Below are 26,556 nucleotides of genomic sequence, written 5' to 3'. Positions count from 1 at the left end.
AATTATCTCCGCAGGCTCTAGCGAACGGCGTAAACCGCCGCTAGGTTGAAGATCATCGAAGCCTGGCGAAGCCGCTGGCTGCGACCCCCGACTCCGCGGACCGGTGCCGTTGCACTCCCCTCCCCCGACCGGCACCGGTCCGCGGTTCCACTTCCGTCATTTCCCCAATTGGTGATTACTGAACCGCTCTCACCCGCGTGACGAGCGCCCCGGCCAGCAGCGTCGCGAGGGCCGCCGCCGCGAACAGAGCCGGATAGCCGCCGAGCCACTCCAGGATCAGCGTGGTCAGAAGCGGCGCCACCACCTGCGGCAGCGCGTTCGCGATGTTCACCACGCCCAGGTCCTTCGCGCGGTCCTGCGCGGTCGGCAGCACCTGAGTCAGCATCGCCAGCGCCACCGCCATGTAGATGCCGAACCCGACGCCGAGCAGCGGCGACGCGATGAGCGCCACCGGCCAGGTCTGCCACACCACCAGCAGCAGCGCCGCGACGGCCATCACGCCCGAGGACACCAGCACGTACGGCTTGCGGCGCCCGGACTTGTCGGAGAAGTGCCCGGCGAGCACGGCGCCGACCACCAGCGCGGCGCCGTAGAGGCCCATCATGATCAGCAGCCCGCTGTCCGGGTCCGGGTAGTGCACCGCGTCCTTGAGGAAGAACAGCAGGTAGAGCGTCCCGAACGCGTTGCCGAGGTTGATCATGAAGTGGCAGGCCCACGCCCACGCGAAGTCCGGGTGACGGCGCGGCGAGACCCAGAGGTTCGCCATGATCTCTTTGACGTTCCCGCTGGGCCGGTACGCGACGGGCAGGCGCGCGTCCGGCGTCCGGAGCACAAAGACCGCCGCGCCGCCGAGCACGATCACGGCGCAGGCGGAGTACCCGAGCGGCAGCCCGGCGAGGTCCAGCATCACGACGACGACCACGGCGCCCAGCACCGTGCCGAGCATCTGCGCGATGCCGACCAGGCCGCCCACCTGCGCGCGCTGGCCCACCGGCACGCGGTCGGCGATGCCGGACATGAGCGTCGCGAGCATGCCGTTGAGCCCCGCCTGCACCAGGCACCAGCCGACGGTCATCAGCGCGATGTTCGGCGCCACCGCGAGCACGAGCAGCCCGGCCGCGGCGATCACGGCGCCGGCCACGGTCCACGGGTGGCGCCGGCCGAAGCGTGAGCACGTGCGGTCGGACAGCAGCCCGATGGCCGGGTTCGCGATCAGCGCCATCAGCGCGCCGATGCCGGTCACGATGCCGAACACGGCCTCCTTGTTCGCCGCGTCGAGCAGCTCCGCCTGCTGCGGCAGCAAGACCTGGATCGGCGCGTAGACGCCGAGCCACAGCGCGATGTTCGCGAAGAACAGCAGGCTCATCCAGCCGGGGCGGACGCGCACGACCGGCTCGGCGAGCGCCTCGGGGACCCCGGTGGCGGCGGTCGTGTCACTCATGTCGGACCAGCTTTCGGTACCAGGCGAAGGAGTCCTTCGGGGTGCGGCGCTGGGTCTCGTAGTCCACGTGCACCAGGCCGAAGCGGGGCGCGTACCCCTTGGACCACTCGAAGTTGTCGAGCAGGGACCAGACGAAGTACCCGCGGACGTCGACGCCGGCGTCCATCGCCTCGCGGACGGCGCGCAGGTGGTTGTCCAGGAATTCGATGCGCTCGGCGTCGTGGACCAGTCCGTCCGCACCGGGCTCGTCGTCGAAGCTGCAGCCGTTCTCCGTGATGTGGATCGGCGGGAGCTGCTGCTGGTACCGGTCCTGGAAGGACACCAGCAGCTCGCGCAGTCCCTGCGGGACGATCGGCGAGTCGTTGGTGGTCATCGGGTAACCCTCGACCGGGCGGAGTTCGAAGGGAAGGGGATTCCCCTCGCCGGGTGCCGCGACGCCCTGCGGCTCGTAGTAGTTGACGCCGTAGAAGTCGAGCGGCTGGGCGATGTCGGCCAGGTCGTCGGCGAAGTTCGCGGGCAGGTGCGGGTGGACCTGCTCGGGGTAACTGCCGAGCAGCACGGGGTCGGCGAAGGTGCGGTTCAGCAGCGCGTCGAGCCAGACGGCGGCCTCGCGGTCGGCCTCGGTTTCGGCGCCTTCGGTGACGGTCCAGACGGGCGAGTGGTTGTTGGCCGTGCCGATGCCCGTGGCGCCGGCGGCCCGGAGTGCCTGCACGGCGCGGCCGTGGGCAAGGTTCTGGTGGTGCGCGGTGGGCAACGCGTCGAGCAGCAGGAACTGGCCGGGCGCGTACTCGCCGATGCCGTAGCCGTAGATCGACATGACCATCGGCTCGTTGAGCGGGATCCACAGCTTCACGCGATCGGCGAAACGCTCGCCCACGATCGCGGCGTACTCGCCGAAGCGCTCGGCCGTGTCGCGCGCGAGCCAGCCGCCGGCGTCCTCGATGGGTTGTGGGGTGTCCCAGTGGTACAGCGTGACAACGGGGGCGACACCGGCCGCGCAGACCTCGTCGAGGAGCTTGTCGTAGAAGGCGAGGCCCTCCGCGTTCGGCTTCCCGGTGCCCTCGGGCTGGATCCGCGGCCACGCGATGGACAGCCGGTAGGCGCCGACGCCGAGTTCGCCCATCAGCGCGATGTCTTCGGAGTAGCGGTGATAGTGGTCCGCCGCTACCTTGGCGTCCTCACCGCGCGCGATCTTGCCGTCGGTCGCGGTGAAGGTGTCCCAGATGGACGGTCCGCGGCCGCCTTCGGCCGTGGCCCCCTCGATCTGGAACGCCGAGGTCGAAACACCCCATAGGAAGTCGGGCGGGAAGGTCGGGTAGTCCACCGGCACACGCACCTTTCTCGTCCGGCCACCTGGCCGGGTGAACATGAAAAGTTCTCATATGTTAGGTCGTCACTCGTCAAGAGGGAAGCCCGCAAGGGCGCTAAAGTCCCAGATCAGACGAGTGGTTCCGCCGCCGCTGGCGGAACGGGGAGCGTCAGCAGAGCGAGAAAGACCGAGGAACGACAGTGTCCGAGACTCAGGCGGAGCCCACACCGCTGCGGCGCAAGCCCGTGCAGCAGCGCAGCGCCAAGCGAGTGGAGCAGATGCTGGACGCCAGCGCGGAGCTCATCGACGAGCTCGGCTACGACGCGCTGACGACCACCCTCATCGCGAAGCGTGCCAGCGTCGCGGTCGGTTCGCTGTACCAGTTCTTCCCCGACAAACGGGCAGTCGTGCAGGCGCTCACGCAGCGGAACCTGGAGCGTTTCGTGGCCGCCGTGAACGAGCGGCTCAAGGAGCTGAGCCCGGAGCACTGGTGGAACATCGTCGACTCCGTGCTGGACATCTACCTGCAGATGCACCGGGAGATCCCCGGGTTTTCGAAGGTCCACTTCGGTGACGTGATCGACCTCCAGCTGCTCGACGAGGAGCGGGACAACAACTCCGTGATCGTCGACTCGCTGGTGGAAATCCTCAGCGTGCAGGTCGACAGCTCGCCCGAAGAGCTGCGGTTCGCCATCGCGATCGCCAACGAGACCGCGGACGCCCTCCTGAAACTCGCCTTCCGCCGCGACCCCCAGGGCGACGAGCGGATCGTGGCCGAGGCCAAGGACGTGGTGAAGGGCTACCTGGCGAGCAAGTTCGGGGAGTGACAACGCATGGCTCAGGGGTACCGGAATGATCCCGGTACCCCTGAGCCATGCCGGTTTTCCTACTTGTGCCGGCCGATCGGCGTGGCCGGCCCGCTCGGAGCGCCGGGCAGGACCGGCGTGGTGATGATCCAGCAGTCGACCGGCTGAGCCGGAATGCCCGGCGTGCCCGGGGGAACCGGCTTGGTCGGAGCGGTCTGGATCGGCTGAGCCGGAACGCCCGGCGTGCCCGGGGGAACCGGCTCGGTGATCGAGCAGGCCACCGGCGGACGGCCGGTGGGGTGGCCGCCAGTGGGACCGCCGGTGGGGTGGCCACCGGTGGCGGCGAAGGCCGAGCCGGTGCCGATACCGACCATCACGGCCGTGCCGGCGACGATGAGGGCCATCCTGCGAAGAGCCGAAGACATGGGAAGTTCCTTTCCGTCTGACTGCGCTGACCGCCGTCCGCGGTCATGATCAGTAAGCCGGATCGGTCTTTCTGGCGGCGTAAGGAGATTTCCTTATCCCGGCCGTATGTTCCTCAGCCGAAGTTCTGCTGCTCGCCCCGGTAGGTCGGCACGGTCTGGTCGACCTGGTTGTCCGTCACCAGGTGGTAGTGCGTGAAGCGCTCCGCCAGCTCGCCCGCCTTCGCGTGGCGTAGCCACACCCGGTCGCCCAGGCGCAGAGTGCGCGCGGCCGCTCCCGAGACCGGGGTCTGGACCTCGCCGGCGCCCTCGAAGCCCAGCAGCTTCAGGCCGGCCGGCAGGTACGGCGACGGCACGCGCGAAGGGCCCGTCGGGCCGGAAGCGATGTAGCCGCCCGAAAACAGCGTGGCGACGTCGCGCGCGGGGCGGCGGACCACCGGCAGCGCGAACAGCGCCGAGGGGCGCGGGTGGAAGCGGGAGTACCCGTCGAACAGCGTGGGGGCCAGCAGGCCCGAGCCCGCGGCGATCTCCGTGACGACGTCCTCCGCGCCCGTCGTCTCGATGCTGCCGGTGCCGCCGCCGTTGACGAACTCGATGTCCGCGACCTCACGCACCGCGCGCACCACGGCGCCACGACGACGCGCCAGCTCGGCGGCCGAGTGGCGATGCATCCACGCGATCACCGCGTTGTTCAGGCTGCTGCCCGCGTTGTCGCCCAGGCCCGCGATCTGACCCTCGTACGCCATCACGCCCGCGAGCACAAAACCCGGCCGCTTCACCACTTCACGCGCGAACGCGACCGCTTGTTTCACGGTGAACAACGGCGAGCGCCGGGTCCCGACGTGCACGCCGGGCAGGGGCCGCCACGACGCGTCCAGCTCCAGGCACACGCGGATGTCCGGGTGCCCGTGGCCGAGCGCCGCGTCGACCAGGTCCAGGTGCGCGGCCGAGTCGACCATGATCGTGATCGCCGCGCGGGCCGCGTCGTTCGCGGCGAGGCGGCGCAGCGCACCGTGGTCCGCCGTCGGGTACGCGACGACGATGTCGTCCGTCGTGCCCTGCTCCGCGTGCCACACGGCCTCGGCCAGCGAGTAGCACATCAGGCCCTCGAAGCCGTCGCGCGCGAGCACCCGGTCGAGCAGGGCCCGGCAGCGCACCGACTTGCTGACCACCCGGATCGGCTTGCCGGCCGCGCGGCGCAGCAGGTCATCGGCGTTCGCGTCGAACGCGTCCAGGTCGACGATCGCGAACGGCGGATCGAGGTCCTTCGTCGCGAGGTCGTACCCGTTGGGAGAGGTGGTCACCCTCCTTACGGTACGACAATAAGGCTTGAAACGCGAATACTATTCACTTACTGTTTCGGCAACTACCGTATGGGCACACACCTCCGGACGAACAGGTGCGCAGATGACTCCGTGGAGCAACTGGGCCGGCACGGCGAAGGCCTCTCCGCAGCGGGTGCATCAGCCCCGCAGCACAACCGAGGTCGCCGACGTCGTCAGCGGCGTCACCGACGCCGGCCGCCGCGTCCGCCCGTGGGGCAGCGGCCACTCCTTCACGGCGATCGCCGTCGCCGAGCACGACGCGCTCGACCTCCGGCACCTGACCGGGATCGAGCAGGCCGACCTCGCCACGCACCGCGTCACGGTCCGCGCCGGCACCACGCTCAAGCAGCTCAACGCCGAACTCGACGCGCTCGGCCTCGCCATGACGAACCTCGGCGACATCGACGCGCAGACCGTCGCCGGCGCGATTTCGACCGGCACCCACGGCACCGGCGCGCGCTTCGGCGGCATCTCGACGCAGATCACCGCGCTCCAGCTGGTGCTCGCCGACGGCTCCGTCGTCACCTGCTCCGCGGACGAGCGGCCGGACCTCTTCAACGCCGCCCGTGTCGGTCTCGGCGCCCTCGGCGTGATCACCAGCGTCACCCTGCAGTGTGAACCCTCGTTCGTGTTATCCGCGCAGGAGCGGCCGGAGCCGCTGGAGCAGGTGCTCGAAGGCTTCGACGAGTTCGCCGAGGCGAACGACCACTTCGAGTTCTACTGGTTCCCCTACGGCAAGAACGCGCTGGTCAAGCGCAACAACCGGCTGCCGCTGGACGCCGAGCGCAAGCCGTTGTCGAGGCTCAAGCAGTTCGTGGACTACGAACTGACGGAGAACATCGCGTTCGGCGGCATCTGCCGGCTCGGCCGCGCCGTGCCCAAGCTCGTGCAGCCGCTCGGCGGGTTCGCGGCGCAGGTGCTTTCGGCGCGCGATTACAGCGACCTCTCGCACCGCGTCTTCGTGACGCACCGCGGCGTGCGGTTCGTGGAGTCCGAGTACGCGATCCCGCGCGAGTCACTGCACGACGTGCTCGCCGAGCTGCGCGCGCTCGTGCCGCGGCTGGAGAATCCCGTGATGTTCCCGGTGGAGGTGCGGGTCGCCGCCGCCGACGACATCTGGCTCTCCACGGCGAACGGCCGCGACTCCGCCTACATCGCCATCCACCAGTTCCTCGGCATGCCCTACCGCGAGTACTTCGACGGCTTCGCGGCGATCGTCGCCCAGGTCGGCGGCCGCCCGCACTGGGGCAAGATGCACGACCTCGACGCCGCCGCGCTGCGCACGCGTTACCCGCGCTTCGACGATTTCCTGGCCGTGCGCAAGGAAACCGACCCGACCGGGACCTTCACCAACACCTACCTGGACCGGGTGCTGGGCCGCTGATCAGACGGGCTCGAACAGCGAGCTGACCGACTCGCCGTTGTGGATCCGCCGCATCGCCTCGGCCATGGCCGGCGCGATCGAGAGGATCCGCAGCTTGTCGGTGCGCTCCTCGACCGGCACCGGCACCGTGTTGGTGCAGACGATCTCGAGCACGTCCTCCTGGCTGCCGATCCGGTCCAGCGCCTTGTCGGCGAACAGCCCGTGGGTGCAGGCGACGCGGATCGAGCGCGGCTTCAGCTCCCGCAGCCGGTCGAGCAGCTCCAGCACGGTGCTGCCCCGCGCGATCTCGTCGTCGAGCACGATCAGGTCCCGGCCGGTGATCTCGCCGATCACCGACGTGATCTGGACGCGGTCGTCGGCGTAACGCTGCTTCGCCCCGGCCGCGACCTGCACGCCGAGCAGCCGCGCGAAGTGCGCCGCCTCCTTGGCGTTGCCCAGGTCGGGCGACACGACGGTGGTGTTGGAGAGGTCGTACTGGCGGAAGTGCCGCGCCAGCTCGTTCAGCGCGTGCAAGTGGTCGACGGGCACGCTGAAGAAGCCGTGGACCTGCGGCGAGTGCAGGGTCATCGCCAGCACGCGGTTCGCCCCCGCCGTGACCATCAGGTCGGCGACGAGCCGGCCGCCGATGGAGATCCGCGGCGCGTCCTTCTTGTCGGAACGCGCGTACGCGTAGTGCGGCATGACGACGGTGGTGCGCGCGGCCGAAGCGCCCCGCGCGGCGTCGAGCATCAGCATCAGCTCGACGAGGTTCTCCTGCACCGGCGTGACCAGCGGCTGGATCAGGAAGACGTCCCGCTCCCGGCAGTTGGCCTGCAGCTGGACCTGGAGACAGTCGTTGGCGAACCGGTCGACCTGGACGGGGTACAGCGGCACGCCCAGGTGGGTGCAGATCTCCGCCGCCAGCTCGGGATGGGCGCTACCACTGAAAACCGCGATGTCCCGCAAGGACTTTCCCCGTTTCGCGTTGTCCGCCGATGCCGAGGTCATCCTAGGAGGACCAGGTCATACGGCCGAGATCGCCTCGGCGACGGAGGCCTCGCCGGAGATCAGCTCCAGCGTCCGGCGCGCGGTGGCGGGTGCGTCGAGCAGGCCGACCAGCGTGGCGGCGACGTCCTCTCGCGGCACGCTGCCCCGGCCGGTGTGGTCGGCGATCTTGACCAGCCCGGTGCCCGATTCGTTGGTGAGCCCGCCGGGACGCAGGATGGTCCAGTCGAGGTCACGGCCGCGCAGGTCGTCCTCGGCGGCCTTCTTGGCCCGGAGGTAGGTGGCGAATGTCGGGTCGAGGCCGGGGGCGTCGGCGTTGTCCGCGCCCATGGAGCCGACCTGGATGAACCGGCGGACGCCCGCGCGCTCGGCGGCCTCCGCGAAAAGCGCCGCAGCGCCACGGTCGACGGTGTCCTTGCGCGCCTCGCCGCTGCCCGGACCGGCGCCGGCGGCGAACACCGCCGCGTCGGCCCCGTCGAGCACCGCGGCCACGGCGTCCACATCGGACTTCTCGAGGTCGAGCACCACGGTCTCGGCGCCGACCGCGGTCAGGTCGGGCTCGTGGTCCGGGTTGCGGACGATCCCGGCGGCCCGATCACCCCGTTCGCTCAGCAGCTTTTCGAGGCGAAGGGCGATCTGACCGTGTCCACCGGCAATGACGACTCGCATGATCCCGAGACTAGTCCGATCAGGACCCAGCCGCCGGACAGCTCATTCGGCGGCCGGAGCCGTCTCGGAGACGCGCAACAGCTGGTCGTAGGCCATCTCGTTGACCCAGCGCGACACCGGGTCCTCGTCGAGCAGCATGCGCTCGTTGTGGCCCTCGAGGTCGAGGTCGATCATGGCATTGGGGTCGGCGGTCACGATCGCGAGGCCGTACGCGCGGGAACGCGGCAGGCAGTTCGCGACGTAGTCCTCCGTCAGTACGGCTGGCGATGGCAGAACCATCGCGGCCTCGCCGTAACGTGCGAACGGAACCGCTGAGGCCATCGCGGTCCGCCAGTGCCGTGCGACCGCGAGGACACCGATGATCTCGGCGGCCGGCGCGGGTGCGGTCGCGGCCAGCTCTGGCCAGGTCCAGGTGTCGACGGTGGCGCGGTCCGAGACGGGACCGACACCCATCGCGATCCGCTCCGCGTGCACGTCGGTACGGAGCTTGGCGACGATGCTGACCTTGCGGCCGAGCAGTGTCGTCGCCGGCAGCACCACGCCGTTCCAGCCCAGCAGGGCCGCGGCCTTGTGCGCCAGCTCCTCGACGCTCGCGGGGAGCTCGATCGGCGGCACCACCCGGCTCGGCATCGACCGGCTGCGCTTCGCGCCACCGGCGACCGTCGAGCTCTCGGTGTTCTGAGGTGTAGCCGCCACGAGTCCGCCTCCTTCAACAACCTGTACCCCTGCGTGCCTGGTGAAACCGGCACATGACCTGACTACCAGTGCGGCGGCGCGGGGTCTTCGGGTAGCGGTAGTGACTGCGATCGGCGGCGCTCAGCGGTCGGTGACCGGTCGGCGGGCGGTCGTCCGACTTCAGCCCGACCGTGCGGCCAACCGAGTGAGACGAAGGTGAGTGGCGTTACGGACCGCCGCCGAGCGGCTACCAGTGGTGGAGTTCCCCAGCGTGGCAAAGGGTCCAGCGGGTTAGACCGTTCGGCCCAACCGAGAGCGGTTCCACAGTGGACGCCGCAGGTAGCGCGGTTGCCACCCGATCGACGGTGAGCTTCGCCGCAGCGCGCTCCGGGTGCCCGGGTTTAGGGTTACCCGTCGGTCAAGTTACGGCCCGGGAGGACCAACGATGCGCTCGCCGAAGGACTTCTTCGCCCCGCTCGCCCTCGGGGCGCCCGAACCGCCGCGGCAGATCCCGGTCCGCCCGTCGCGCATGATCCACTTCTTCGATCCCGGCAACGAGAAGATGGCCGCGAAGGTGCCGGACCTCGCGAAGAAGGTCGACGTCCTGCTCGGCAATCTCGAGGACGCCGTGCGCGCCGACCGCAAGGAGGCCGCGCGCGCCGGGCTCGTCTCGATCGCGAAGGCCACCGACTTCGGCCGCACGCAGCTGTGGACGCGCGTGAACAGCCTCGACTCGCCGTGGGTGCTCGACGACCTGGTCACGCTGGTCGGCGAGATCGGCGACAAGCTCGACGTGATCATGGTGCCGAAGGTCGAGGGCGCGCAGGACATCCACTACGTCGACCGGCTGCTGGCCCAGCTGGAGGCGCGCGCGGGGCTGACGAAGCCGCTGCTGGTGCACGCGATCCTGGAGACGGCGAGCGGCGTGGGATGCGTCGAGGAGATCGCCGGCGCCAGCCCCCGCATGCAGGGCATCTCGCTGGGCCCGGCCGACCTGGCGGCCAGCCGCCGGATGAAGACCACGCGCGTCGGCGGCGGCCACCCCGGCTACCTGGTGCGCACGGACCCGGTGGGCGAGGACCTGACCGCGGGCCGCACGACCTACCAGCAGGACCTGTGGCACTACACCGTCGCACGGATGGTCGACGCGTGCGCGATGCACGGGATCCTGCCGTACTACGGGCCGTTCGGGGACATCCGCGACGTGGTGGCGTGCGAGGACCAGTTCCGCAACGCGTTCCTGCTCGGCTGCGTCGGCGCGTGGAGCCTGCACCCGGTGCAGATCGACATCGCGAAGCGGGTGTTCTCGCCGTCTCCGTCCGATGTGGCCTGGGCCCGGCGCGTGATCGCCGAGATGGGCGACGGCACGGGCGCGGTGATGATCGACGGCAAGATGCAGGACGACGCCTCGGTGAAGCAGTGCCGCGTGGTCTCGGAGCTGGCCGACGAACTGGCGGCCGACGACCCCGAGCTGGCCGCCGCGTACGACGCCGCAACGAAGGAGTCCCAGTCATGACGTCCCTGCAGCCCCGGCGGTCCGTGCTCTACATGCCGGGCGCGAACGAGCGCGCGCTGGAGAAGGCCAAGACGCTGCCCGCCGACGCGCTGATCCTCGATCTCGAGGACGCCGTCGCCCCGGACGCCAAGGAAGCGGCGCGTTCCCGTGTGTGCGCGGCCGCGGCTTCCGGTGACTATGGCAAGCGCGAGGTGACCATCCGCGTCAACGGCCTGGAAACCGAGTGGCACGACGCGGACCTGCGCGCCGCGGCCGCCGCCGGACCGGCCGCCGTGGTGGTGCCGAAGGTGAACTCGGCGAGCGAGGTGCACAACATCGAGCGCGCGCTGGAACTCGGCGGCGCCCCGGACCACACGAAGATCTGGGCGATGCTCGAGACCCCCGTCGCGATGCTGCGCGCCGCGGAGATCGCGGCGGCCTCGGAGCGGCTGACCGTGCTGGTGATGGGCACGAACGACCTGGCGAAGGAGCTGCACGCCGAGTTCGTCCCCGGCCGCGGCCCGCTGCTGGGGGGACTTTCGCTGTGCCTGCTCGCCGCGCGCGCCACCGGCAAGGTGATCCTCGACGGCGTCTACAACGACGTGAAGGACCTGGCCGGCTTCGAGGCCGAATGCCGGCAGGGCCGCGAGTACGGCTTCGACGGCAAGACCCTGATCCACCCGTCGCAGCTCGAACCGTGCAACCGGGTGTTCGCCCCGTCCGCCGAGGAGATCGACCGGTCCCAGCGCATCATCGCGGCCTTCGACGAAGCCCGCGCCGCCGGCCGCGGCGTGGTGACCGTGGACGGGCGGATGATCGAGAACCTCCATGTGGAGAACGCTCGGCGGGTGCTCGCACTGGCGGAGGCGGTCGGCCCTACTGACTCGTGAGTGTTTATGACGGTTCTAACCGTCATAAACACTCACGAGTCCTGGTGCGACGCGGATGTCGGTGGTCCGCCGTAAGGTGGGGCCATGGCCAGACAGCCGCTCAAGCAGATCCGGATCGAGGGGTTCACCTCGATCCGTTCGGCGACCGTCGACCTCGGCCGGCTCAACATCCTGGTCGGCGCGAACGGCGCCGGTAAGAGCAACTTCGTGCAGGCGCTCGAACTGCTGGGCCGGATCGTGGACAGTGAGCTGGGGCTGTTCGTCGGGCTCAACGGCGGCGCCTCGGCCTTGCTCAACAATGGCGACTCCGCCGCCCGGATCCACCTCGAACTGGACGCGGACCCGAATTCGTACGAGGCCAGCCTGGTTCCCGCGGCGAACGACGAGCTGATCTTCGAGCAGGAAGTGACCTACTTCCAAGCGGAGGGCTACGACCGTCCCTACAACCACGTGCTCGGGCGGGGACACCGGGAATCGAAGCTCTCGGCCGAAGCGGCGGAGCAGCCCGGGCGGATCGCCTCCCACGTCATCGAGTTGCTCGAAGGTTGCAAGGTCTTCCACTTCCACGACACCAGCGCCGACGCCCCGGTCAAGCGGCTGGTCCCGACGGCGGACAACCTCGCCCTCGGCAAGGACGCGGGCAATTTGGCCGCGTACCTGCTCCGGCTCCAGGACAGCGACGAGCCCGCCGAGCAGGCCGCCTATCGGCGGATCGTGGGCGCCGTCAAACTGGTGGCCCCGTTCTTCCGGGAATTCGTGCTACAGCCCGAGAAGTCGGATCGGGTCCGGCTCCGTTGGCGCCAGCAGGACTCCGACGCCGTCTTCTCCGCCAACCAGCTCTCCGACGGCACACTCCGGTTCATCTGCCTGGCGACCCTGCTGCTGCAGCCCGACCTGCCCGCCCTGGTCGTGCTCGACGAGCCGGAGCTCGGCCTCCACCCGTTCGCGATCGTGCAGCTGGCCGGGCTGCTCACGCAGGCGGCCGCGCGGAGTCAGGTCCTGATCGCGACCCAGTCCGTGACCCTGATGAACCAGTTCGATGTGGACCAGCTGATCGTCGTCGAACGCAAGGACGGGGCGTCGGAGTTCAGCCGGCCGGACCTCGACACCCTGCAGACCTGGCTGTCCGAGTACTCGCTCGGTGAGCTGTGGGAGAAGAACCTGCTCGGCGGCCGTCCGACCCGAGAGGACTCCGGCCGGGCATGAACACCGGGTACCGCCGGCTGCATCTCCTCGTCGAAGGGCAGACCGAGGAGATCGTCGTCAACAATGTGCTGGAGCCGCATCTACGGGATCGCGGCTGGACGGTGACGCAGTCGATCGTGGCCACCAAACGACCGGCCTCCGGCGCCAGCCACAAAGGCGGCGTGAGCAGCTGGGCGAAACTCGAGCGGGACATCAAGCTCTTGCTGGGCAACACCGATCTGCACGTGCTGACGACCCTGTTCGACTACTACGCGTTCCCGGCCGACAGCCCGGGCATGGCCTCCCGGCCGGAAGGCACTGCGAGCCGGCGCGTGGAACACGTCGAGGCCGCGTTGTCGGCCACGATCGCGGACCCCCGGTTCGTCCCGCATCTGATCCTGCACGAACTCGAAACCTGGGTTTTCGCGGCGGCCGAGCAACTCGGCTGGATCCTGCCGGTGCCCGGCCTGACCGAGCGCCTACGAGACGACGTCCGCGCCGCGGGCGGACCCGAGCTGGTGAACGACAGCCCGGACACCGCACCGTCGAAGCGGCTGTTGAAGTACTGCGAGGTCTACTCGAAGACGAACGACGGCCCGCTCGCCCTCGCCGATCTCGGCATCGAAGCGCTTCGCGCCGAGTGTCCGCACCTGGACGAGTGGCTCGTCCACCTCGACAGGCGAGCTGAGCAGATCAGCTGACCGGCCACTCCCGCTGCGCCGGCCGCAGCCCCTCAAACGCCGCAGCCGCCCGCAGAACCGCCACGTCGGCGAAGCGGGGCCCTGCGATCTGGAGTCCGATGGGCTGCCCCTCGCGGGTATAACCGCAGTTCAGGGACACCGCGGGCTGGCCCGACATGTTGTACGGCACGGTGAACGAGATGTGCTCGAACGGCCGCGCCGGGTCGTTGGTCGGCGAGGCCCAGTCCGACGGTGGGGCCGAGACGGCGCAGACCGGGGACAGCACGAGGTCGTACGGGGCGGTGGCGCGCAGGGTTTCGACGCTGGTCGCGTCGATGCAGGCGAAGCCGCGGTAAGTGTCCACTCCGGACACCTCCGCGCCGCCGGCCGCCCACTGCGCGATGTAAGGCAAGACCTGAGCGCGTCGGGACTCCGGCAACGCCGACATGTCCGACCAAGCCCGCACGCGCAAGAACGTGTCCAGGCCGTCCAGCAGTTCGCGGCGCAGGAACGGCGCCACCGGCTCGACGACGGCGCCCGCGGCCTCGAACACGTGCGCGGCGGCCGTCACCGCCTCGAGGATGTCCGGCTCCACCGGCAGGCCGACGCCCGGGTCCAGCTGCAGGCCGACGCGCAGGCCGTCGAGCCGTGAATCCGCTACCGACCAGTCGAGCGGCTCGAATGGCAGGCTCAGGTGATCACGCGGGTCCGGCGCCGACAGCACGCCCATCAGCAGCGCGGTGTCCGCGACAGTCCTGGTCAGCGGCCCGGCCACCCGGCCGAGGAACGGCGGGGCCACCGGCACCCGGCCGAAGCTCGGCTTCAGCCCGACCAGGCCGCACCAGCCGGCGGGCAGGCGGATCGAGCCGCCGATGTCCGTGCCGACGTGCAGCGGCCCGTAGCCCGCGGCGGCCGCGGCGGCGGCGCCCGCGCTGGAGCCGCCCGGCGTGCGCGAGAGGTCCCACGGGTTCCGCGTCGCCGGGTGGAAGCTCGACAGGCCGGACGTCAGCATCCCGAAGTCCGGCATGGTCGTCTTGGCCAGCAGGACGCCGCCGGACTCGCGCACGCGCGCCGCCGCCGGGGCGTCTGCCGGCGCCGGCGTCAACGTGGTCGCGGCCGTCCCCAACGGCACGGCGGTGCCGCGGGTCGCGATGTTTTCCTTCAGTGTCAACGGAACGCCGTCGATCGGGCCCAGCGGCTCGCCCGCCTGCCAACGCGCCTCGGACGCCTTCGCGGCTTCGCGCGCCGACGAAGCGTCGTACGCGTACAACGCGCGCAGCTCCGGCTCTCGCGCCTCGACACGCGCGAGGACGGCTTCAGTCACCTCAACTGGCGACAGCGTCCCGGCGCGGTAGCCCGCCACCAGCTCGACAGCGGTCAGATCAGCCAACTCGGTCATCAGGCAAACCTCCGATTACACGAAACATTCAGGAAGCGGGCGGGTCGAAGCGGCCGTCGACCGCGGTCCAGCCCCCGTCGACAGCCAGAACTGAGCCCGTGACAAACGTCGAAGCGTCCGAAGCGAGGTACACGACGGCGCCGGCCAGCTCGTCCGCGCGCGCCCAGCGGCCGAGCGCGCCCTTCGTCGCGTACGCGTCGTACCAGTCCGGGCTCGCCTTGATCTGCGCGGTCAGCGGCGTCTCGACGACACCCGGCGCGATCGCGTTCACGCGCACGCCCGACGGCCCGAATTCCGCCGCGGCCGTCCGGAACAGCTGCACGAGACCGGCCTTCGTCGCCGCGTACGGTCCCTGGCCCGGCTCGACGGTGGTGCCGCGGATCGAGGAAAAGCCGATGATGCTCCCTCGCCCGCGCCGCACCATCCCCGCGCCGAACGCGCGGACGACCTCGAACGTCGCCCCAAGATTCAGCGCCAGGACGCGGTCGAACTCCTCGCGGGTGTAGTCCAGCAACCGCTTGCGCACGTTCATCGCGGCCGTCAGCACCACGATGTCCAGCTCGCCCAGATCCGACGCTGCCCGCGCCACCGCGCCGGGGTCCAGCAGGTCGATCTCGTACGCCTCGGCGACGCCGGTCTCGCGGGCGGCCTCGACATCACGGTCCGCGCAGACCACGTGAGCGCCGTGCGCCGCCAGCGCCCGCGCGGCCTCGCGGCCGATCCCGCTGCCGCCGCCCAGCACCACGGCCCGGCGGCCGTCCAGCCGGAACAGGTTCGTGTAGTCCGTCACGGCCGCAGCACCGCCATCCGCGTCACGGTCAGCTCTTCGACCGCGAACCGCGGCCCCTCACGCCCGATGCCGGAGTCCTTGACCCCGCCGTACGGCATCGTGTCGGACCGGAACCCCGGCACCTCGTTCACGATCACCCCACCCACCTCCAGCTCGTCCAGTGCTCGGAAAGCAGTGCGAAGCGAACGGCTGAAAACGGCGGCGTGCAGCCCGTAGCGCGACGCGTTGACGGCCGCGAACGCTTCGTCCACATCGGACACCGTGCGCAGGCAGACCACCGGGGCGAAGACTTCCTCGTCCCAGCACTCGACGCCGTCGGGCACGTCCGCGAGCACAGTCGGCGCCAGCACCCCGTCGGCCACAGAACCGCCGGCCAGCACGCGCGCGCCCGCGGCGGTCGCTTTGTCGACCCACTCCAGCGCCCGCTCGGTCGAGCGGCGGTCGATCAGCGCGGACACCCGCGTGTCGGACAGCCGCGGATCGCCGGTGACCACCTCGCCGAGCCGCGCGAGCACCTTCGCGGTGAACTCCTCGGCGACCGACGACACCACCAGCACCCGCTGCACCGAGATGCAGGCCTGGCCGGACGCGTAGAACCCGCCGCGTAACACGGCGTCCGCCGCCGCGTCGAGATCCGCGTCCTCCGCGACCACCAGCGCGGCGTTGGAGCCCAGCTCCAGCAGCGTTTTCGTGGGCGCCGCGTCGCGCGCGATCCGGTGCCCCACGGCCGCCGAGCCGGTGAACGACACCGCGCCGACCCGCCGGTCGGTCACCAGCGCGGAGCCGACCGCCGCGTCACCGGTCACCAGCTGCACCATCGACGGCACCGGGCTCGCGCACCGGACCAGGTGCACCAGCCAGAGCGTGGCGAGCGGCGTCTGCGGCGCCGGCTTGACGACCACCGGGCAGCCGGCCGCGATGGCCGGCGCGATCTTGTGCGACGCCAGCAGCAGCGGGTAGTTGAACCCGGCGATCCCGACGACCACGCCGATCGGCTTGCGCTTCCAGAACCCGACCAGTCCGTCGCCCGACGGCAGCAGGTCCAGCGGCACCGTCTCGCCGTGCAGCCGCGACACCTCTTCGGCCGCGGCCTCCCACGTGACGATCGTGCGCGCGACCTCGACCCGGCAGTCCACCAGCGGCTTCCCGGTCTCCAGGACCAGCAGCTGTTCGAACTCTTCACTACGGGAGCGCAACGCAAGAGCGACGTCGTTCAGCAGCGCCCTCCGGGTCCGCGACGGCAACGCCGCCACCTCCCGCTTCACCGCCACCGCCTCGTCGATCGCCTTCGAGGCCAACGAAACCGTGCCGACGGGCGCGGAGCCGATCACGCTGCCGTCATAAGGGAACACGACGTCCGCATGATCCACTGTGGACACCCAGCCGGAGCCGATCGGCAGGCCTTCGGGGTACTCAGACATCGTTGTCTCCTCTCAGCCGGGCCAGCTCGGCGCGCAGGTTCGGCGCGGCCGCCAGCAGCTCGCGGGTGTACTCGTGCTTCGGCGCTTCGTAGACCTCCTCCACGTCGCCGATCTCGACGATTTCGCCGCGGCGCATCACCGCCACGCGGTCGCACACGTGCCGCACCACGCCGAGGTCGTGGGACACGAACACCAGCGTCAGCGAGTACTCCGCCACCAGCCGCGCCAGCAGGTCGAGGATCTGCGCGCGCACGGAGACGTCCAGCGCGCTCACCGGCTCGTCCGCGACCAGCACGCGCGGGCTCGGCGCGAGCGCGCGGGCGATCGAGATCCGCTGCCGCTGCCCGCCGGAGAACTGGTGCGGGTACCGCATGGCCGCGTCGGCAGGCAGGCCGACGGCGTCGAGCAGCTCCGCGACGCGCGCGGGGTCACGACGGCCGAGCGGCTCGGAGACGATGTCGCGGATCCGCATCCGCGGGTCCAGCGAGCCCATCGGGTCCTGGAAGACGATCTGCAGCTCCGACCGCAGAAACCCCAGCCGTCGCTCGGGCTGGTCGTCGATCCGGCGGCCCTGGAACGACACCGTGCCCGCGGTCGGCCGGTCCAGCGCGGCCAGCAGCCGGACCAGGGTGGACTTCCCCGAGCCCGACTCGCCGACGACGCCGAACCGTTGACCGGCCTCGACGTCGAAGCTCACCCCGCGCAACGCGTGGACGTCGCGGCGGGCATACCGCCGTTCCAGGTCACGGACCTCGATCAACACGCTCATCGCCGTGCCTCCAGGTCCGAAGCAGCCAGCAGTCGCCGCGTGTACTCGTGTTGAGGCGCCGTCAACACCGAGCGCGTGGAACCGTGCTCGACGATCTCGCCGTCCAGCATCACCAGCACCCGCTCGCAGACCGACGCGACCACCGCGAGGTCGTGCGTGATGAACAGCAGCGCGCTCTCGGCGGGCAGCGAACTCCGGATCAGGGCAAGGATCTGGGCCTGCACGGTGACGTCGAGCGCCGTGGTCGGCTCGTCGCAGATCAGCAGCGACGGGTCGGTGGCCAGCGCCATCGCGAGCACCACCCGCTGCCGCTGCCCGCCGGAGAGCTGGTGCGGGTACGCGCGTGCGGTGCCGGGCAGCCCGACGGCGGCCAGCAGCTCCTCGGCGGACCGGCCGCGGCGGCCGTGCACCCGGAACGGCTCGGTGACCTGCCGTCCGACGCGCATCACCGGGTTCAGCGCCGTCATCGGCTCCTGGAAGACCATCGACAGCCCGTTGCCGCGCAGCCGGGAAAGATCCTTTTCGGACGCTCCCAGCAGCTCTTTCCCGTTCAGCCGCACCGAACCGGACGCGGCCAGCTCGTCCGGCAGCAGCCCCATCACCGACAGCGCGGTGAGCGACTTCCCGGAGCCGGACTCGCCGATCAGCCCGACGCGCTCGCCGGCGCCGATCTCGAACGACACGTCGCGCACCAGGTCCGCGACCCGCAGGTGCTCCACCGCCAGCGTCATGCCCGGACCGCCAATCGCGGGTCGAGGCGGTCGCGCAGGCCGTCGCCGAGGAGGTTGAACCCCAGCACGGCGACCGCGATCGCGATACCGGGCACGAGCGCGAGCCGCGGGTGCACGGTGAGCAGCTCCTGCGACTCCTGCAGCATCCGGCCCCACGACGGCGTCGGCGGCCGGGTGCCGAAGCCGAGGAACGACAGCGCCGCCTCGGCCAGCACGGCGATCGCGAACGACACCGACGCCTGCACGATCAGCAGCCCGGAGATGTTCGGCAGCACGTGGCGCACGGCGATGTTCAGCCGCGACCGGCCGGCCGAGCGCGCCGCCAGCACGTACTCGCTACTGCCCACCTGCAGCGTCCCGGACCGCGCGATCCGGGCGAACGAGGGGATGGTCGCGATGCCGATCGCCACCATGGCCGTGAGCGTGTCGGCGCCGAACACCGCGCCGAACATGATCGCCAGCAGCAGCGCGGGAAACGCGAGCACCAGGTCGTTCACGCGCATCACGAACTCGCCGAGCCAGCGCGGCGCCAAGCCCGCCAGCACGCCCAGCGGCGTCCCGATCACCGCGGCGATGCCGACCGCCACCACCCCGACGTACAGCGTGGTGCGCGCGCCGACCATGAGCTGGCTGAACACGTCCCGGCCGAACTTGTCGGTGCCGAACAGGTGCGAGCCGCTGAAGCCGAGCAGCCGGTCCGGCGCGTCGACCTGCACCGGGTCGTACGGCGTCCAGGCGAACGACACCAGCGCGGCCAGCACCACCAGCGCCACCAGCACGCCGCCGACCACCAGGTTCCCGTTGCGTGTTTTCATCACGAGCCCCGCAGCCTCGGGTCGAGCACCGTGTAGAGGACGTCCACCACGAAGTTCACCAGCAGCACCCCGGCCACGAGCACCAGCACGATCCCCTGCACGGTGAGCAGGTCGCGCGAGGAGACGGCGTCGAGCAGCAGGCTGCCCAGCCCCGGCAGCACGAACACGCGCTCCACCACCACCGCGCCGATCAGCAGCGTCGCCAGCTGCAGGCCGAGCACCGTGACGACCGGGACCGACGCGTTGCGCAGCCCGTGCCGGAACAGCGCCTGCCCCGGCAGCAGGCCCTTGGACCGCGCGGTGCGCAGGTAGTCCTGGCCGAGCGTGTCGAGCACGGCCGAGCGGACGTACCGCGTGAGCACCGCGCCCTGCACCAGGCCGAGCGACAACGCGGGCAGCACGAGCCCGCGCAGGAACTCGCCGACGTCCTGGTCCGGCGGCGTCCACCCGCCGCTCGGCAGCCAGCGCAGCTGCACGGCGAAGATCTGCACCAGGATGATCCCGGCGAGGAACGCGGGGATCGCCACGCCGATCTGTGACAGCCCGGAAACGCCCGCGCCGCTGGGCTTCCGGTGCCGGACGGCCGCGAACGTGCCCGCCGGGACGGCGATCACCAGCGCCACCAGCATGCCCGCGCCGACCAGCCACAGCGTCACGCCGAGGCGGTCGAGCAGCTGCGGCCCGATCGCATCGCGCGTCACGTACGAGCGGCCGAAGTCGCCGTGCAGCACCCCGCCGATCCAGCGCAGGTACTGCGTGACCAGCGGCTGGTCGATGCCGAACTCCGCGCGCGTCTTCGCCAGCAGCTCCGGCGTCGCGTTGACGCCGAGCGCCACCTGCGCGGGGTCGCCGGGCAGCACGGCCATGAACAGGAACACCACGATCGACGCGACGAAGAGGCTGACCACGAGGATCGCCACGCGCCGGAGCACCTTCACGGTCATCGCGGCCTCAATCCGGTGAGGTCGAAGGACTCGCTGACCTGGTTCTGCGCGAAGCCCGTCACCTTGTCCTTCGCGACGATCACGTTGGGGTAGAGGAAAAGCCAGTCCGCCGCGGCGTCCGTGTTGAGCTGGCGCGCCACCTGCTTCATGTCAGCGACCTGCTGTTCCGTCGTGCCGCTGTCGGCCTCGGCGAGCAGCTGCTGGACACGTCTGCTGTCGTAGCCCCAGTAGTACGACGGCTTGCCGAACGTGGTGATGTCGCGGGCCTCGACGTGCTGGACGATCGACAGGTCGTAGTCGTGGTCGGTGAACACCTGCTTGAGCCACACGGCCGGGAAGTCGAGCGTCTCGATCGTGGTCCGCACGCCGACCTCGGTCAGCTGCGACTGGACGACCTGCGCGGCCGACACCGCGTACGGCAGGTTCGGGATCCGCAGCCGCAGGTCGAGGTTCTTCACGCCGGCCTGCGCGAGCAGCTGCCTCGCCTTCGCCGGGTCGTACGGGTAGACCTTCGACAGGTCCTCGTACCACGGGTCGGTCGGCGGGACCATGCTGCCGATCAGCGTGCCGCGGCCGCTGAAGACCAGGTCCAGCACGGCTTTCCGGTCGATCGCGTAGGTCAGCGCCTGGCGCACGCGGGTGTCGTTCAGCGGCGCGCGCTTGTTGTTGAACGCCAGCGTGACCTCGCTGTTCGTGGTGCCCTGCACGACGGTGAACCGGTTGTCGCCCTGGAACTGCGGGATCGAGTCGGCCGAGGTGAGCGAGGAGATCACGTCGATGCCGTTGCTGAGCAGCGCGTTGTCGAGCGCGGTCGGGTCGGCGATGTACTTGAGCACCACCGTGCGGTACGCGGGTTTCCGGCCCCAGTACGCCGGGTTCTCCTGCAGCACGATGGAGTCGCCGCGCCGCCGGGCGGCCACCTCGTACGGCCCGGTGCCGACCGGCTTGTTCGCCAGGTCGCCGACGCCGGTGGGGCTGAACATCGCGCCGATCCGGCTGGTCAGGCTGAACAGCCAGCCGTTGCTGGGTTTCGAGAGCACCACCCGCGCGTGGTCGGGCGAGACGGCGTCCACGTGGTCGACCACGTCCATCGCGGACTTGACCGAGATCGTCCAGTCGGTCTTCACGCGTTGCAGCGAGAACTTGACGTCCGAGGCGGTGAACGGCGCGCCGTTGCTGAACTTCACCCCGGGCTGGAGCTGGAAGTCGTAGGTCTTCCGGTCCGGGCTGATGGTCCACGACTTCGCGAGCAGCGGCACGACGTGACCACTCGCGTCGAGCTTCACCAGGCCTTCGTAGACGTTGTAGAGCAGGGCTTGCGGGATGGCGGCGCCGTCCGCGTGGGTGAAGTCGAAGCTCGCGGGCTCGGCCGTGAAGCCGACCGACAGCGTGTCGGGGCCGCTCGCCACACTCGCGCTGGACCCGGCCGAGCAGCCGGACGCCACTAGCAGCAGCGCCAGGGCCACCACCGGAATCCGGGCTTTCATTCCGCCTCCCGCAAAGTACACTGGTCTGACCAGTAGCCCAGAGGTTCGCACCAGACGACGCCGAGGTCAAGGGATGCAGTTCGAGCCGGTAGCGCCCGTTCACGCGTATGAGCGGATCGTGGCGCAGATCGAGGAGGCCGTGTACAGCGGGCGCCTCAAACCCGGTGAGCGGCTGCCCGGTGAGCGCGAACTGATGACACAGTTCGGCGTCGGGCGGTCGACGGTGCGGGAGGCACTGCGGGTGCTGCAGGCGGCCGAGCTGATCCGGTCGCGGCCCGGCGATCCGCGCGGGCCGGAGGTGCTGGCGGCCTCGCCGGGCGCGCTGCAGCGGTCGATGCACCGGCTCGCGCGCGCCGAGCACGTCGGGCTGGCGGAGCTGCTGCAGTTCCGCATGGTGCTGGACGGTTCCTCGCACCTGCTCGCGGCCCAGCTGCGCACGGACGCCGATCTGTCCACTTTGGATGAAGCGCTGGCGGCGATGGCCGCGGCCGACGGCTACGCGGAGTTCAGCCGCGCGGACGTCGCGTTCCACGACGCCATCGCCCGCACGTCACGCAACCCGCTGCTGGTGGTGAGCGGCGAGGTGGTGCGCGGGGTGGTGCTGGAGCTGATCGAGGACAAGCTCTCCCACGCGCCCGACCGGACGTCGCTGATGGACACCTGGCTGCGGCACCACGCGGAGGTGCTGGAAGCGGTCCGCGCCGCCGACGGTGCGTCGGCGGCGCGGCTCGCGCGTCAGGCTCTGTACGACAACTACGTGGAGTACGTGCCGGAAGACCGGCGCGTCCTGCTCACGCCCCTGCTCTGACTCGTGAGTGTTTATGACGGTTCTAACCGTCATAAACACTCACGAGCACTTAGGAGACGAGGTTCGCGTAGACCACGATGTTGTCCTTGTAGCTGTGCTCGGCGTGGTCGAACACGCCGCCGCAGGTGATCAGGCGCAGCTGCGGCTTGTCGGCGTTGCCGAACACCGCCTGCGTCGGGAAGGTGTCCTTGGGGACCTCGTCCTTGTGGTCCACCACGAACTTCAGCTTCTTGCCGTCGCTGCGCTCGACGTCGACCTCGTCCCCGGGGTTGACGTCCTTGAGCTTGTAGAAGATGCCCGGCTGGTGGTTGCCGTCGACGTGCCCGAGCACGATCGCGGGCCCGACCTCACCCGGCACGGGCGAGAGGCGGTACCAGGCAGCCTGCATCGGCGTCTTCACCGACGGCACCGAGATCTGCCCGTCCTTGTTGGGCAGCACGGTGATCAGCGACGACTTCGCGCCGATCTTCGGGATCTCGACCGAAGTCGGCCGCAGCCCGACGAACGGCTTGGTCACCGGCACCGACGCCGCGGGCTTCGCGGCGGGCGCCGGGTCGTCCGAGCCACAGCCGCTCAGCGTGAGGGAAAGGAGCAGGGCGCCCGCGATCGCGACGCCCTGCCCGTACTTCCTGGTCATCAGGCGGCCGTGCCGCCGAAGCCGGTCTCGATGCCGCCCTTGGGGGCGTACTTGACCTGCGAGTCACCGTGGCCACCCGTGGTGCCCGCGGAACCCGCGCCGGCGCCGCCCGCCGGCGGGACCGGCTGCTCGCCGCCCTTGTCGCCACCGCAGGTCCAGAACGCGGTGATGTTGCCGGCGTCGAACGAAGCACCGTCGTGGCGCTTCACCAGCCACGCCCAGTAACGGCCGTCGGTCTCGTCCTGGTGCGGGCCCTCGACGAGGTCGAAGTCGTGCGACGAAACGCCGGTCGGCTCGCCCGCGGCGCAGGCGATCACGAAGATGCCCTGGCCGCCGTCGAGGTCGATGCCGTAGGCGATGTCGTCCTCGTAAGGCTCCTCCGGCGTGGTGGTCTCCGGAGACGAGGTGGTCGGCTTCGTGGGCTCACCGGTGCCGGTGGGCCCGGTGCTGCCGGTCGGCTTGCCCGTCGGCGTGCCGGTGTCCGTCGGCTGTCCCGCGCTGGTCGGGGTGTCCGAAGTGGACTGGCCGGTGGCCGGCGAGCCGGAAGCCGGCGCGCCCGTGGCCGGCGCGTCCGACGTCGGCGGGGCGGCCTCGGAGGTCGTCGACACCGTCGTCGGGTTGTCCTGCGCCAGCGCCGAAGGCGTGACTGCAAGGCTGATCAGGGCGCCCGCGAGCACGGCGCCCGCGAGTCTGCCCAGCGTCTTCTTCAAGATGGTCTCCCCTGGAAGAATGCGCGATGACCCCCACCGCGCCCGCTGATCCTGCCGGAGGAACGGGCCCCAGAGGAAACGTTTAGACCAGTGATTAAACGCACCGTAAAAGCCGGTAACGAACGCCGTCGACCTGCCGATGAACTGGTCCGGTGCGGGGAAAAACCCGCTTACGTACCTCTACTGTAACAGTTTCCGGGCTATCGGCGAATAGCGGTGAATTGTTGGCGGAATTCAGCCCAGCGCCGACAGTAGATCGCGCCAGAGGTCTTCCGGGTCCTCCAGCCCGACGCTCAACCGGATCAGCCCGGCGGGCACGCGTTCCTCGCCTGGCAGCCACGCGCGTCGTTCCACCAGGCTTTCCACCCCGCCGAGACTCGTCGCGGAGCGGATCAGCCGGACCGACGCGCACACCCGGCCGGCGGCCTCGGCGTCGGCCAGCTCGAACGCGGCCATCATCCCGAAGCCGGGATAGCGGACCTTGGTGACAACAGGGTGTTCCGCGAGCCGGGACACCAGCAGCGCGGCGGTTTTCTCCTGCTCGGCGAGCCGCACGTGCAGCGTCCGCAGACCGCGCAACGCGAGCCACGCCTCCAGCGCGCCCGGCGTGGAGCCGCCGCGTGTACGAGCACCGTGCAGCTCTTCGGCCACGGCGTCTTCCTTCGCCACGGCGATGCCGAGAAGCAGGTCGCTGTGCCCGCCGATCAGCTTCGTGGCGCTGTGCACCACGATGTCCGCGCCCAGCTTCAACGGCTGCTGGTGCAACGGCGTCGCGAAGGTGTTGTCGACGACAACCCGCCCCCGCGCCGCCTTCGCGATGGCCTCGATGTCCATCACGTCGAGCGTCGGGTTTGTCGGCGATTCGAGCCACAACAGGTCGGCGCCGGAGTCGATCCACGCCTGGGTGTCGGTGGGCTCGAGCTCGGTGACGGTGAGCCGGCCGAGTTTCTGCGCGTGCTGCAGGGCCCCGCGCGTGACGGCGTAGCTGAAGGTCGGGACCACCACGCGCGCCCCGACGGGCAGGGCGTCCAGCACCGCGGACAACGTCGCCACCCCGGACGCGAACGCGAACGCGCGCCCGCCTTCAAGCGCGCCGACGGCCTCCTCGAGCGCCGCCCACGTCGCGGTCCCGTCCGACCGCGCGTACACGGAGTCACCGCCGGCCTGAAACGTGCTGGTCGCGACGATCGGCGTGTTCAGCGGCTCGCCGGGGCCGTGCGGCCGCCCGGCCGCGATCGCGAGGGTGCGCGGGGTCCAGTCGTCCATGACGCTCACCGTAACTTTCAACCAGGAGATTGAAACTCGGGCGCCGACCGTCTAGGGTCGTTTCAACCGATGAGTTGAAAGAGATCGAAGATGACCGCGGATCCGCTGTCCCAGACCTTCGCCGCGCTGGCGGACCCGACGAGGCGCGACATGGTGGCCCGGCTGGCCGACGGCGACGCGACCGTGAGCCAGCTGGCCGAGCCGTACCGGATCTCGCTGCAGGCGGTCTACAAGCACCTGCGGGTGCTCGAGGACGCCGGGCTCGTCAGCAGGCCACCGGGCCCACAGCCCCGGCCGGTGCGCCTTGAAGCCCAGGTGTTCGACCTGATGGACCGCTGGGTCGAGCGCTACCGCCGGCGGTTCGAACAGCGCTACCGCCGCCTCGACGCCGTACTGGCGGAACTGGAAGGAGACCACCATGAACAAGATCGTCGAAGCCCGGATCGAGGCCGACCCGAGCCTGCCGGTGATCCGGATGGCGCGCGACTTCGCGACGACGCCTGAGCGCCTCTTCCGTGCCCACACGGACCCCGAGTTGTTCGCGAAGTGGGTCGGCCCCGACAACACGACCACGCTGATCGAGAAGTGGGACGCTCGCACCGGCGGCAGCTGGCGTTACGTCTCGATCGTCCGCGGTGGGGAGTACGGCTTCCACGGCTGCTTCCACGACGTGCGGCCGGACCGGATCGTGCAGACCTTCACGTACGAGGGCGAGCCCGAGGGCGTCGCGCTGGAGACGATGTGGTTCGAGGACCTCGGCGACGGGCACACCCGCCTGCGCACGCAGTCCCTTGTGGACAGTATCGAGGGCCGTGACGGGATCCTGCGCTCCGGCATGGAGGTCGGCATCAACGAGGGTTACGCGAAGCTGGACGGGATGTTGAGCGATGGCACAGTCTGAGATGGCACGGTCTGAGAGAGCACTGTCCGACCAGCCGGCCGAACGGCACCGTCAGGTGGCCGGCCGCTTCACCGATCGCGTCCGCGGCGCGCGGACCTGGGACGCGCCATCGCCGGTCGACGGCTGGGCGGCGCGTGATGTCGTGCGGCACCTGGTCGAGTGGTTCCCCGCGTTCCTCTCGGCGGGTGCGGGAATCGAACTGCCCAAGGGCCCGCCGGTGGACGAGGACCCGGTCGCCGCGTGGCGGGTGCACAGCGAGGGCGTGCAGGCGTTGCTGGACGACCCCGGGTCGGCCGGCCGCAAGCTCGTCAACCCGCACATCGGCGCTCTGCCGCTGCCCGGCGCGATCGACCAGTTCTACACAACCGACGTCTTCATGCACACCTGGGACCTGGCCCGCGCGACCGGCCAGGACGACCGGCTCGACCCGGACTTCTGCGCCGCCATCCTCGGCGGGATGGCCGAGATGGAGGACGTCCTGCGCTCGTCGGGCCAGTACGGCCCCCGCGTCGAGGTGCCGGCGGACAGCGACGTCCAGACCAGGATGATCGCCTTCATCGGCCGCGATCCGTTCTGGTCCACCCGCGCCTAGCTCTCCAGTGACGCCGTTAAG

28 protein-coding genes are annotated in these 26,556 nt (G+C 70.3%); 10 read left to right on the top strand and 18 right to left on the bottom strand.

Translation table 11 applies throughout. The annotated features are described in order from the left end of the window. Positions 1-175: 175 nt before the first annotated feature. Positions 176-1,441: an MFS transporter gene (locus OG943_RS37140; protein ID WP_328605584.1), complete on the bottom strand. Its 1,266-nt coding sequence runs from the start codon at positions 1,439-1,441 to the stop codon at positions 176-178. Continuing rightward, positions 1,434-2,765: a GH1 family beta-glucosidase gene (locus tag OG943_RS37135; protein WP_328605583.1), complete on the bottom strand. Its 1,332-nt coding sequence runs from the start codon at positions 2,763-2,765 to the stop codon at positions 1,434-1,436. The genes OG943_RS37140 and OG943_RS37135 overlap by 8 nt, the downstream gene beginning before the upstream one ends. 185 nt (positions 2,766-2,950) lie before the next feature. Between OG943_RS37135 and OG943_RS37130 the strand changes: the two genes are divergently transcribed. After that, positions 2,951-3,577 (top strand): TetR/AcrR family transcriptional regulator, encoded by a 627-nt coding sequence (locus tag OG943_RS37130; protein WP_328605582.1) that lies wholly within the window; start codon positions 2,951-2,953, stop codon positions 3,575-3,577. Between the two features lie 59 nt (positions 3,578-3,636). Here the strand turns inward: OG943_RS37130 and OG943_RS37125 are convergent, their stop codons facing one another. Further along, positions 3,637-3,981 (bottom strand): hypothetical protein, encoded by a 345-nt coding sequence (locus OG943_RS37125; protein WP_328605581.1) that lies wholly within the window; start codon positions 3,979-3,981, stop codon positions 3,637-3,639. Between the two features lie 113 nt (positions 3,982-4,094). Then, complete coding sequence (locus OG943_RS37120; RefSeq protein WP_328605580.1) at positions 4,095-5,282, bottom strand: amino acid deaminase/aldolase; 1,188 nt, start codon at positions 5,280-5,282, stop codon at positions 4,095-4,097. A gap of 103 nt (positions 5,283-5,385) precedes the next feature. On the opposite strand from OG943_RS37120, the gene OG943_RS37115 reads away from it, so the two are divergent. Beyond that, the gene (locus tag OG943_RS37115; protein ID WP_328605579.1) at positions 5,386-6,687 is read left to right on the top strand and encodes a D-arabinono-1,4-lactone oxidase; all 1,302 of its coding nucleotides are present in this window, start codon (positions 5,386-5,388) and stop codon (positions 6,685-6,687) included. Here the strand turns inward: OG943_RS37115 and OG943_RS37110 are convergent, their stop codons facing one another. From OG943_RS37110 to OG943_RS37100, 3 genes are read right to left on the bottom strand one after another with little or no spacing between them, the layout of a single operon-like run. Next, positions 6,688-7,674, bottom strand: coding sequence for a ribose-phosphate diphosphokinase (locus OG943_RS37110; protein WP_328605578.1), 987 nt, complete (start codon positions 7,672-7,674; stop codon positions 6,688-6,690). 15 nt (positions 7,675-7,689) lie between these two features. Further along, positions 7,690-8,340: an NAD(P)H-binding protein gene (locus OG943_RS37105; RefSeq protein WP_328605577.1), complete on the bottom strand. Its 651-nt coding sequence runs from the start codon at positions 8,338-8,340 to the stop codon at positions 7,690-7,692. 42 nt (positions 8,341-8,382) lie between these two features. Then, the gene (locus tag OG943_RS37100) at positions 8,383-9,036 is read right to left on the bottom strand and encodes a hypothetical protein (protein WP_328605576.1); all 654 of its coding nucleotides are present in this window, start codon (positions 9,034-9,036) and stop codon (positions 8,383-8,385) included. A gap of 424 nt (positions 9,037-9,460) precedes the next feature. Here OG943_RS37100 and OG943_RS37095 point away from each other — a divergent pair, with 424 nt between their 5' ends. The 4 genes from OG943_RS37095 to OG943_RS37080 all read left to right on the top strand — a co-directional run bounded on the left by OG943_RS37095 (position 9,461) and on the right by OG943_RS37080 (position 13,286). Beyond that, on the top strand, positions 9,461-10,531 hold the full coding sequence (locus OG943_RS37095; RefSeq protein ID WP_328605575.1) for an HpcH/HpaI aldolase/citrate lyase family protein: 1,071 nt from the start codon (positions 9,461-9,463) through the stop codon (positions 10,529-10,531). Beyond that, on the top strand, positions 10,528-11,400 hold the full coding sequence (locus tag OG943_RS37090) for an HpcH/HpaI aldolase/citrate lyase family protein (protein ID WP_328605574.1): 873 nt from the start codon (positions 10,528-10,530) through the stop codon (positions 11,398-11,400). The genes OG943_RS37095 and OG943_RS37090 overlap by 4 nt, the downstream gene beginning before the upstream one ends. A gap of 84 nt (positions 11,401-11,484) precedes the next feature. Further along, positions 11,485-12,606 (top strand): AAA family ATPase, encoded by a 1,122-nt coding sequence (locus tag OG943_RS37085; protein WP_328605573.1) that lies wholly within the window; start codon positions 11,485-11,487, stop codon positions 12,604-12,606. Next, the gene (locus OG943_RS37080; RefSeq protein ID WP_328605572.1) at positions 12,603-13,286 is read left to right on the top strand and encodes a DUF4276 family protein; all 684 of its coding nucleotides are present in this window, start codon (positions 12,603-12,605) and stop codon (positions 13,284-13,286) included. The genes OG943_RS37085 and OG943_RS37080 overlap by 4 nt, the downstream gene beginning before the upstream one ends. Here the strand turns inward: OG943_RS37080 and OG943_RS37075 are convergent. The 8 genes from OG943_RS37075 to OG943_RS37040 are packed head-to-tail and all read right to left on the bottom strand — an operon-like array spanning position 13,279 to position 21,621. Next, complete coding sequence (locus OG943_RS37075; protein ID WP_328605571.1) at positions 13,279-14,664, bottom strand: amidase; 1,386 nt, start codon at positions 14,662-14,664, stop codon at positions 13,279-13,281. The two genes, OG943_RS37080 and OG943_RS37075, sit on opposite strands and share 8 nt — an antisense overlap. Before the next feature lie 28 nt (positions 14,665-14,692). Beyond that, positions 14,693-15,454, bottom strand: a complete 762-nt coding sequence (locus OG943_RS37070) for an SDR family NAD(P)-dependent oxidoreductase (protein ID WP_328605570.1) — start codon at positions 15,452-15,454, stop codon at positions 14,693-14,695. Further along, the gene (locus OG943_RS37065) at positions 15,451-16,875 is read right to left on the bottom strand and encodes an aldehyde dehydrogenase family protein (protein WP_328605569.1); all 1,425 of its coding nucleotides are present in this window, start codon (positions 16,873-16,875) and stop codon (positions 15,451-15,453) included. The genes OG943_RS37070 and OG943_RS37065 overlap by 4 nt, the downstream gene beginning before the upstream one ends. Beyond that, on the bottom strand, positions 16,868-17,644 hold the full coding sequence (locus OG943_RS37060; RefSeq protein WP_328605568.1) for an ATP-binding cassette domain-containing protein: 777 nt from the start codon (positions 17,642-17,644) through the stop codon (positions 16,868-16,870). Before OG943_RS37060 ends, OG943_RS37065 begins: the two co-directional genes overlap by 8 nt. Next, positions 17,641-18,375 (bottom strand): ABC transporter ATP-binding protein, encoded by a 735-nt coding sequence (locus tag OG943_RS37055; protein WP_328605567.1) that lies wholly within the window; start codon positions 18,373-18,375, stop codon positions 17,641-17,643. Before OG943_RS37055 ends, OG943_RS37060 begins: the two co-directional genes overlap by 4 nt. Next, positions 18,372-19,190, bottom strand: a complete 819-nt coding sequence (locus OG943_RS37050) for an ABC transporter permease (RefSeq protein ID WP_328605566.1) — start codon at positions 19,188-19,190, stop codon at positions 18,372-18,374. The genes OG943_RS37055 and OG943_RS37050 overlap by 4 nt, the downstream gene beginning before the upstream one ends. After that, the gene (locus OG943_RS37045) at positions 19,190-20,134 is read right to left on the bottom strand and encodes an ABC transporter permease (protein WP_328605565.1); all 945 of its coding nucleotides are present in this window, start codon (positions 20,132-20,134) and stop codon (positions 19,190-19,192) included. Before OG943_RS37045 ends, OG943_RS37050 begins: the two co-directional genes overlap by 1 nt. Then, a complete protein-coding gene (locus OG943_RS37040; protein ID WP_328605564.1) occupies positions 20,131-21,621 on the bottom strand; it encodes an ABC transporter substrate-binding protein in 1,491 nt (496 codons plus the stop codon). The genes OG943_RS37045 and OG943_RS37040 overlap by 4 nt, the downstream gene beginning before the upstream one ends. A gap of 73 nt (positions 21,622-21,694) precedes the next feature. Here OG943_RS37040 and OG943_RS37035 point away from each other — a divergent pair, with 73 nt between their 5' ends. Then, entirely contained in the window at positions 21,695-22,429 is a 735-nt protein-coding gene (locus tag OG943_RS37035) for a FadR/GntR family transcriptional regulator (protein ID WP_328605563.1), read from the top strand. A gap of 49 nt (positions 22,430-22,478) precedes the next feature. Here the strand turns inward: OG943_RS37035 and OG943_RS37030 are convergent, their stop codons facing one another. The 3 genes from OG943_RS37030 to OG943_RS37020 form a co-directional block, all read right to left on the bottom strand. After that, positions 22,479-23,066, bottom strand: a complete 588-nt coding sequence (locus tag OG943_RS37030) for a class F sortase (RefSeq protein ID WP_328605562.1) — start codon at positions 23,064-23,066, stop codon at positions 22,479-22,481. After that, a complete protein-coding gene (locus OG943_RS37025; protein WP_328605561.1) occupies positions 23,066-23,776 on the bottom strand; it encodes a hypothetical protein in 711 nt (236 codons plus the stop codon). The genes OG943_RS37030 and OG943_RS37025 overlap by 1 nt, the downstream gene beginning before the upstream one ends. 234 nt (positions 23,777-24,010) lie before the next feature. Continuing rightward, a complete protein-coding gene (locus OG943_RS37020; RefSeq protein WP_328605560.1) occupies positions 24,011-25,042 on the bottom strand; it encodes a trans-sulfuration enzyme family protein in 1,032 nt (343 codons plus the stop codon). A gap of 90 nt (positions 25,043-25,132) precedes the next feature. On the opposite strand from OG943_RS37020, the gene OG943_RS37015 reads away from it, so the two are divergent. From OG943_RS37015 to OG943_RS37005, 3 genes are read left to right on the top strand one after another with little or no spacing between them, the layout of a single operon-like run. Further along, complete coding sequence (locus tag OG943_RS37015; protein WP_328605559.1) at positions 25,133-25,546, top strand: ArsR/SmtB family transcription factor; 414 nt, start codon at positions 25,133-25,135, stop codon at positions 25,544-25,546. Further along, the gene (locus tag OG943_RS37010; protein WP_328605558.1) at positions 25,461-25,943 is read left to right on the top strand and encodes an SRPBCC family protein; all 483 of its coding nucleotides are present in this window, start codon (positions 25,461-25,463) and stop codon (positions 25,941-25,943) included. Before OG943_RS37015 ends, OG943_RS37010 begins: the two co-directional genes overlap by 86 nt. A 1-nt stretch (position 25,944) precedes the next feature. Further along, entirely contained in the window at positions 25,945-26,535 is a 591-nt protein-coding gene (locus OG943_RS37005) for a TIGR03086 family metal-binding protein (protein WP_328605557.1), read from the top strand. Positions 26,536-26,556 lie beyond the last annotated feature (21 nt).

The organism is Amycolatopsis sp. NBC_00345, from assembly GCF_036116635.1.
Classification (GTDB): Bacteria; Actinomycetota; Actinomycetes; order Mycobacteriales; family Pseudonocardiaceae; genus Amycolatopsis.
The sequence above is the reverse complement of the archived record's forward strand: the minus strand, read 5'-3'. Positions and strand labels throughout refer to the sequence as shown.

Coding starts and splice junctions, on each gene's coding strand:
- OG943_RS37140 (WP_328605584.1), bottom strand. CDS start 1,441: ATGAGTGACACGACCGCCGCCACCGGGGTCCCCGAGGCGCTCGCCGAG.
- OG943_RS37125 (WP_328605581.1), bottom strand. CDS start 3,981: ATGTCTTCGGCTCTTCGCAGGATGGCCCTCATCGTCGCCGGCACGGCC.
- OG943_RS37115 (WP_328605579.1), top strand. CDS start 5,386: ATGACTCCGTGGAGCAACTGGGCCGGCACGGCGAAGGCCTCTCCGCAG.
- OG943_RS37110 (WP_328605578.1), bottom strand. CDS start 7,674: ATGACCTCGGCATCGGCGGACAACGCGAAACGGGGAAAGTCCTTGCGG.
- OG943_RS37105 (WP_328605577.1), bottom strand. CDS start 8,340: ATGCGAGTCGTCATTGCCGGTGGACACGGTCAGATCGCCCTTCGCCTC.
- OG943_RS37095 (WP_328605575.1), top strand. CDS start 9,461: ATGCGCTCGCCGAAGGACTTCTTCGCCCCGCTCGCCCTCGGGGCGCCC.
- OG943_RS37090 (WP_328605574.1), top strand. CDS start 10,528: ATGACGTCCCTGCAGCCCCGGCGGTCCGTGCTCTACATGCCGGGCGCG.
- OG943_RS37085 (WP_328605573.1), top strand. CDS start 11,485: ATGGCCAGACAGCCGCTCAAGCAGATCCGGATCGAGGGGTTCACCTCG.
- OG943_RS37080 (WP_328605572.1), top strand. CDS start 12,603: ATGAACACCGGGTACCGCCGGCTGCATCTCCTCGTCGAAGGGCAGACC.
- OG943_RS37075 (WP_328605571.1), bottom strand. CDS start 14,664: ATGACCGAGTTGGCTGATCTGACCGCTGTCGAGCTGGTGGCGGGCTAC.
- OG943_RS37065 (WP_328605569.1), bottom strand. CDS start 16,875: ATGTCTGAGTACCCCGAAGGCCTGCCGATCGGCTCCGGCTGGGTGTCC.
- OG943_RS37060 (WP_328605568.1), bottom strand. CDS start 17,644: ATGAGCGTGTTGATCGAGGTCCGTGACCTGGAACGGCGGTATGCCCGC.
- OG943_RS37055 (WP_328605567.1), bottom strand. CDS start 18,375: ATGACGCTGGCGGTGGAGCACCTGCGGGTCGCGGACCTGGTGCGCGAC.
- OG943_RS37050 (WP_328605566.1), bottom strand. CDS start 19,190: ATGAAAACACGCAACGGGAACCTGGTGGTCGGCGGCGTGCTGGTGGCG.
- OG943_RS37045 (WP_328605565.1), bottom strand. CDS start 20,134: ATGACCGTGAAGGTGCTCCGGCGCGTGGCGATCCTCGTGGTCAGCCTC.
- OG943_RS37040 (WP_328605564.1), bottom strand. CDS start 21,621: ATGAAAGCCCGGATTCCGGTGGTGGCCCTGGCGCTGCTGCTAGTGGCG.
- OG943_RS37035 (WP_328605563.1), top strand. CDS start 21,695: ATGCAGTTCGAGCCGGTAGCGCCCGTTCACGCGTATGAGCGGATCGTG.
- OG943_RS37030 (WP_328605562.1), bottom strand. CDS start 23,066: ATGACCAGGAAGTACGGGCAGGGCGTCGCGATCGCGGGCGCCCTGCTC.
- OG943_RS37020 (WP_328605560.1), bottom strand. CDS start 25,042: ATGGACGACTGGACCCCGCGCACCCTCGCGATCGCGGCCGGGCGGCCG.
- OG943_RS37015 (WP_328605559.1), top strand. CDS start 25,133: ATGACCGCGGATCCGCTGTCCCAGACCTTCGCCGCGCTGGCGGACCCG.
- OG943_RS37010 (WP_328605558.1), top strand. CDS start 25,461: ATGAACAAGATCGTCGAAGCCCGGATCGAGGCCGACCCGAGCCTGCCG.
- OG943_RS37005 (WP_328605557.1), top strand. CDS start 25,945: ATGGCACGGTCTGAGAGAGCACTGTCCGACCAGCCGGCCGAACGGCAC.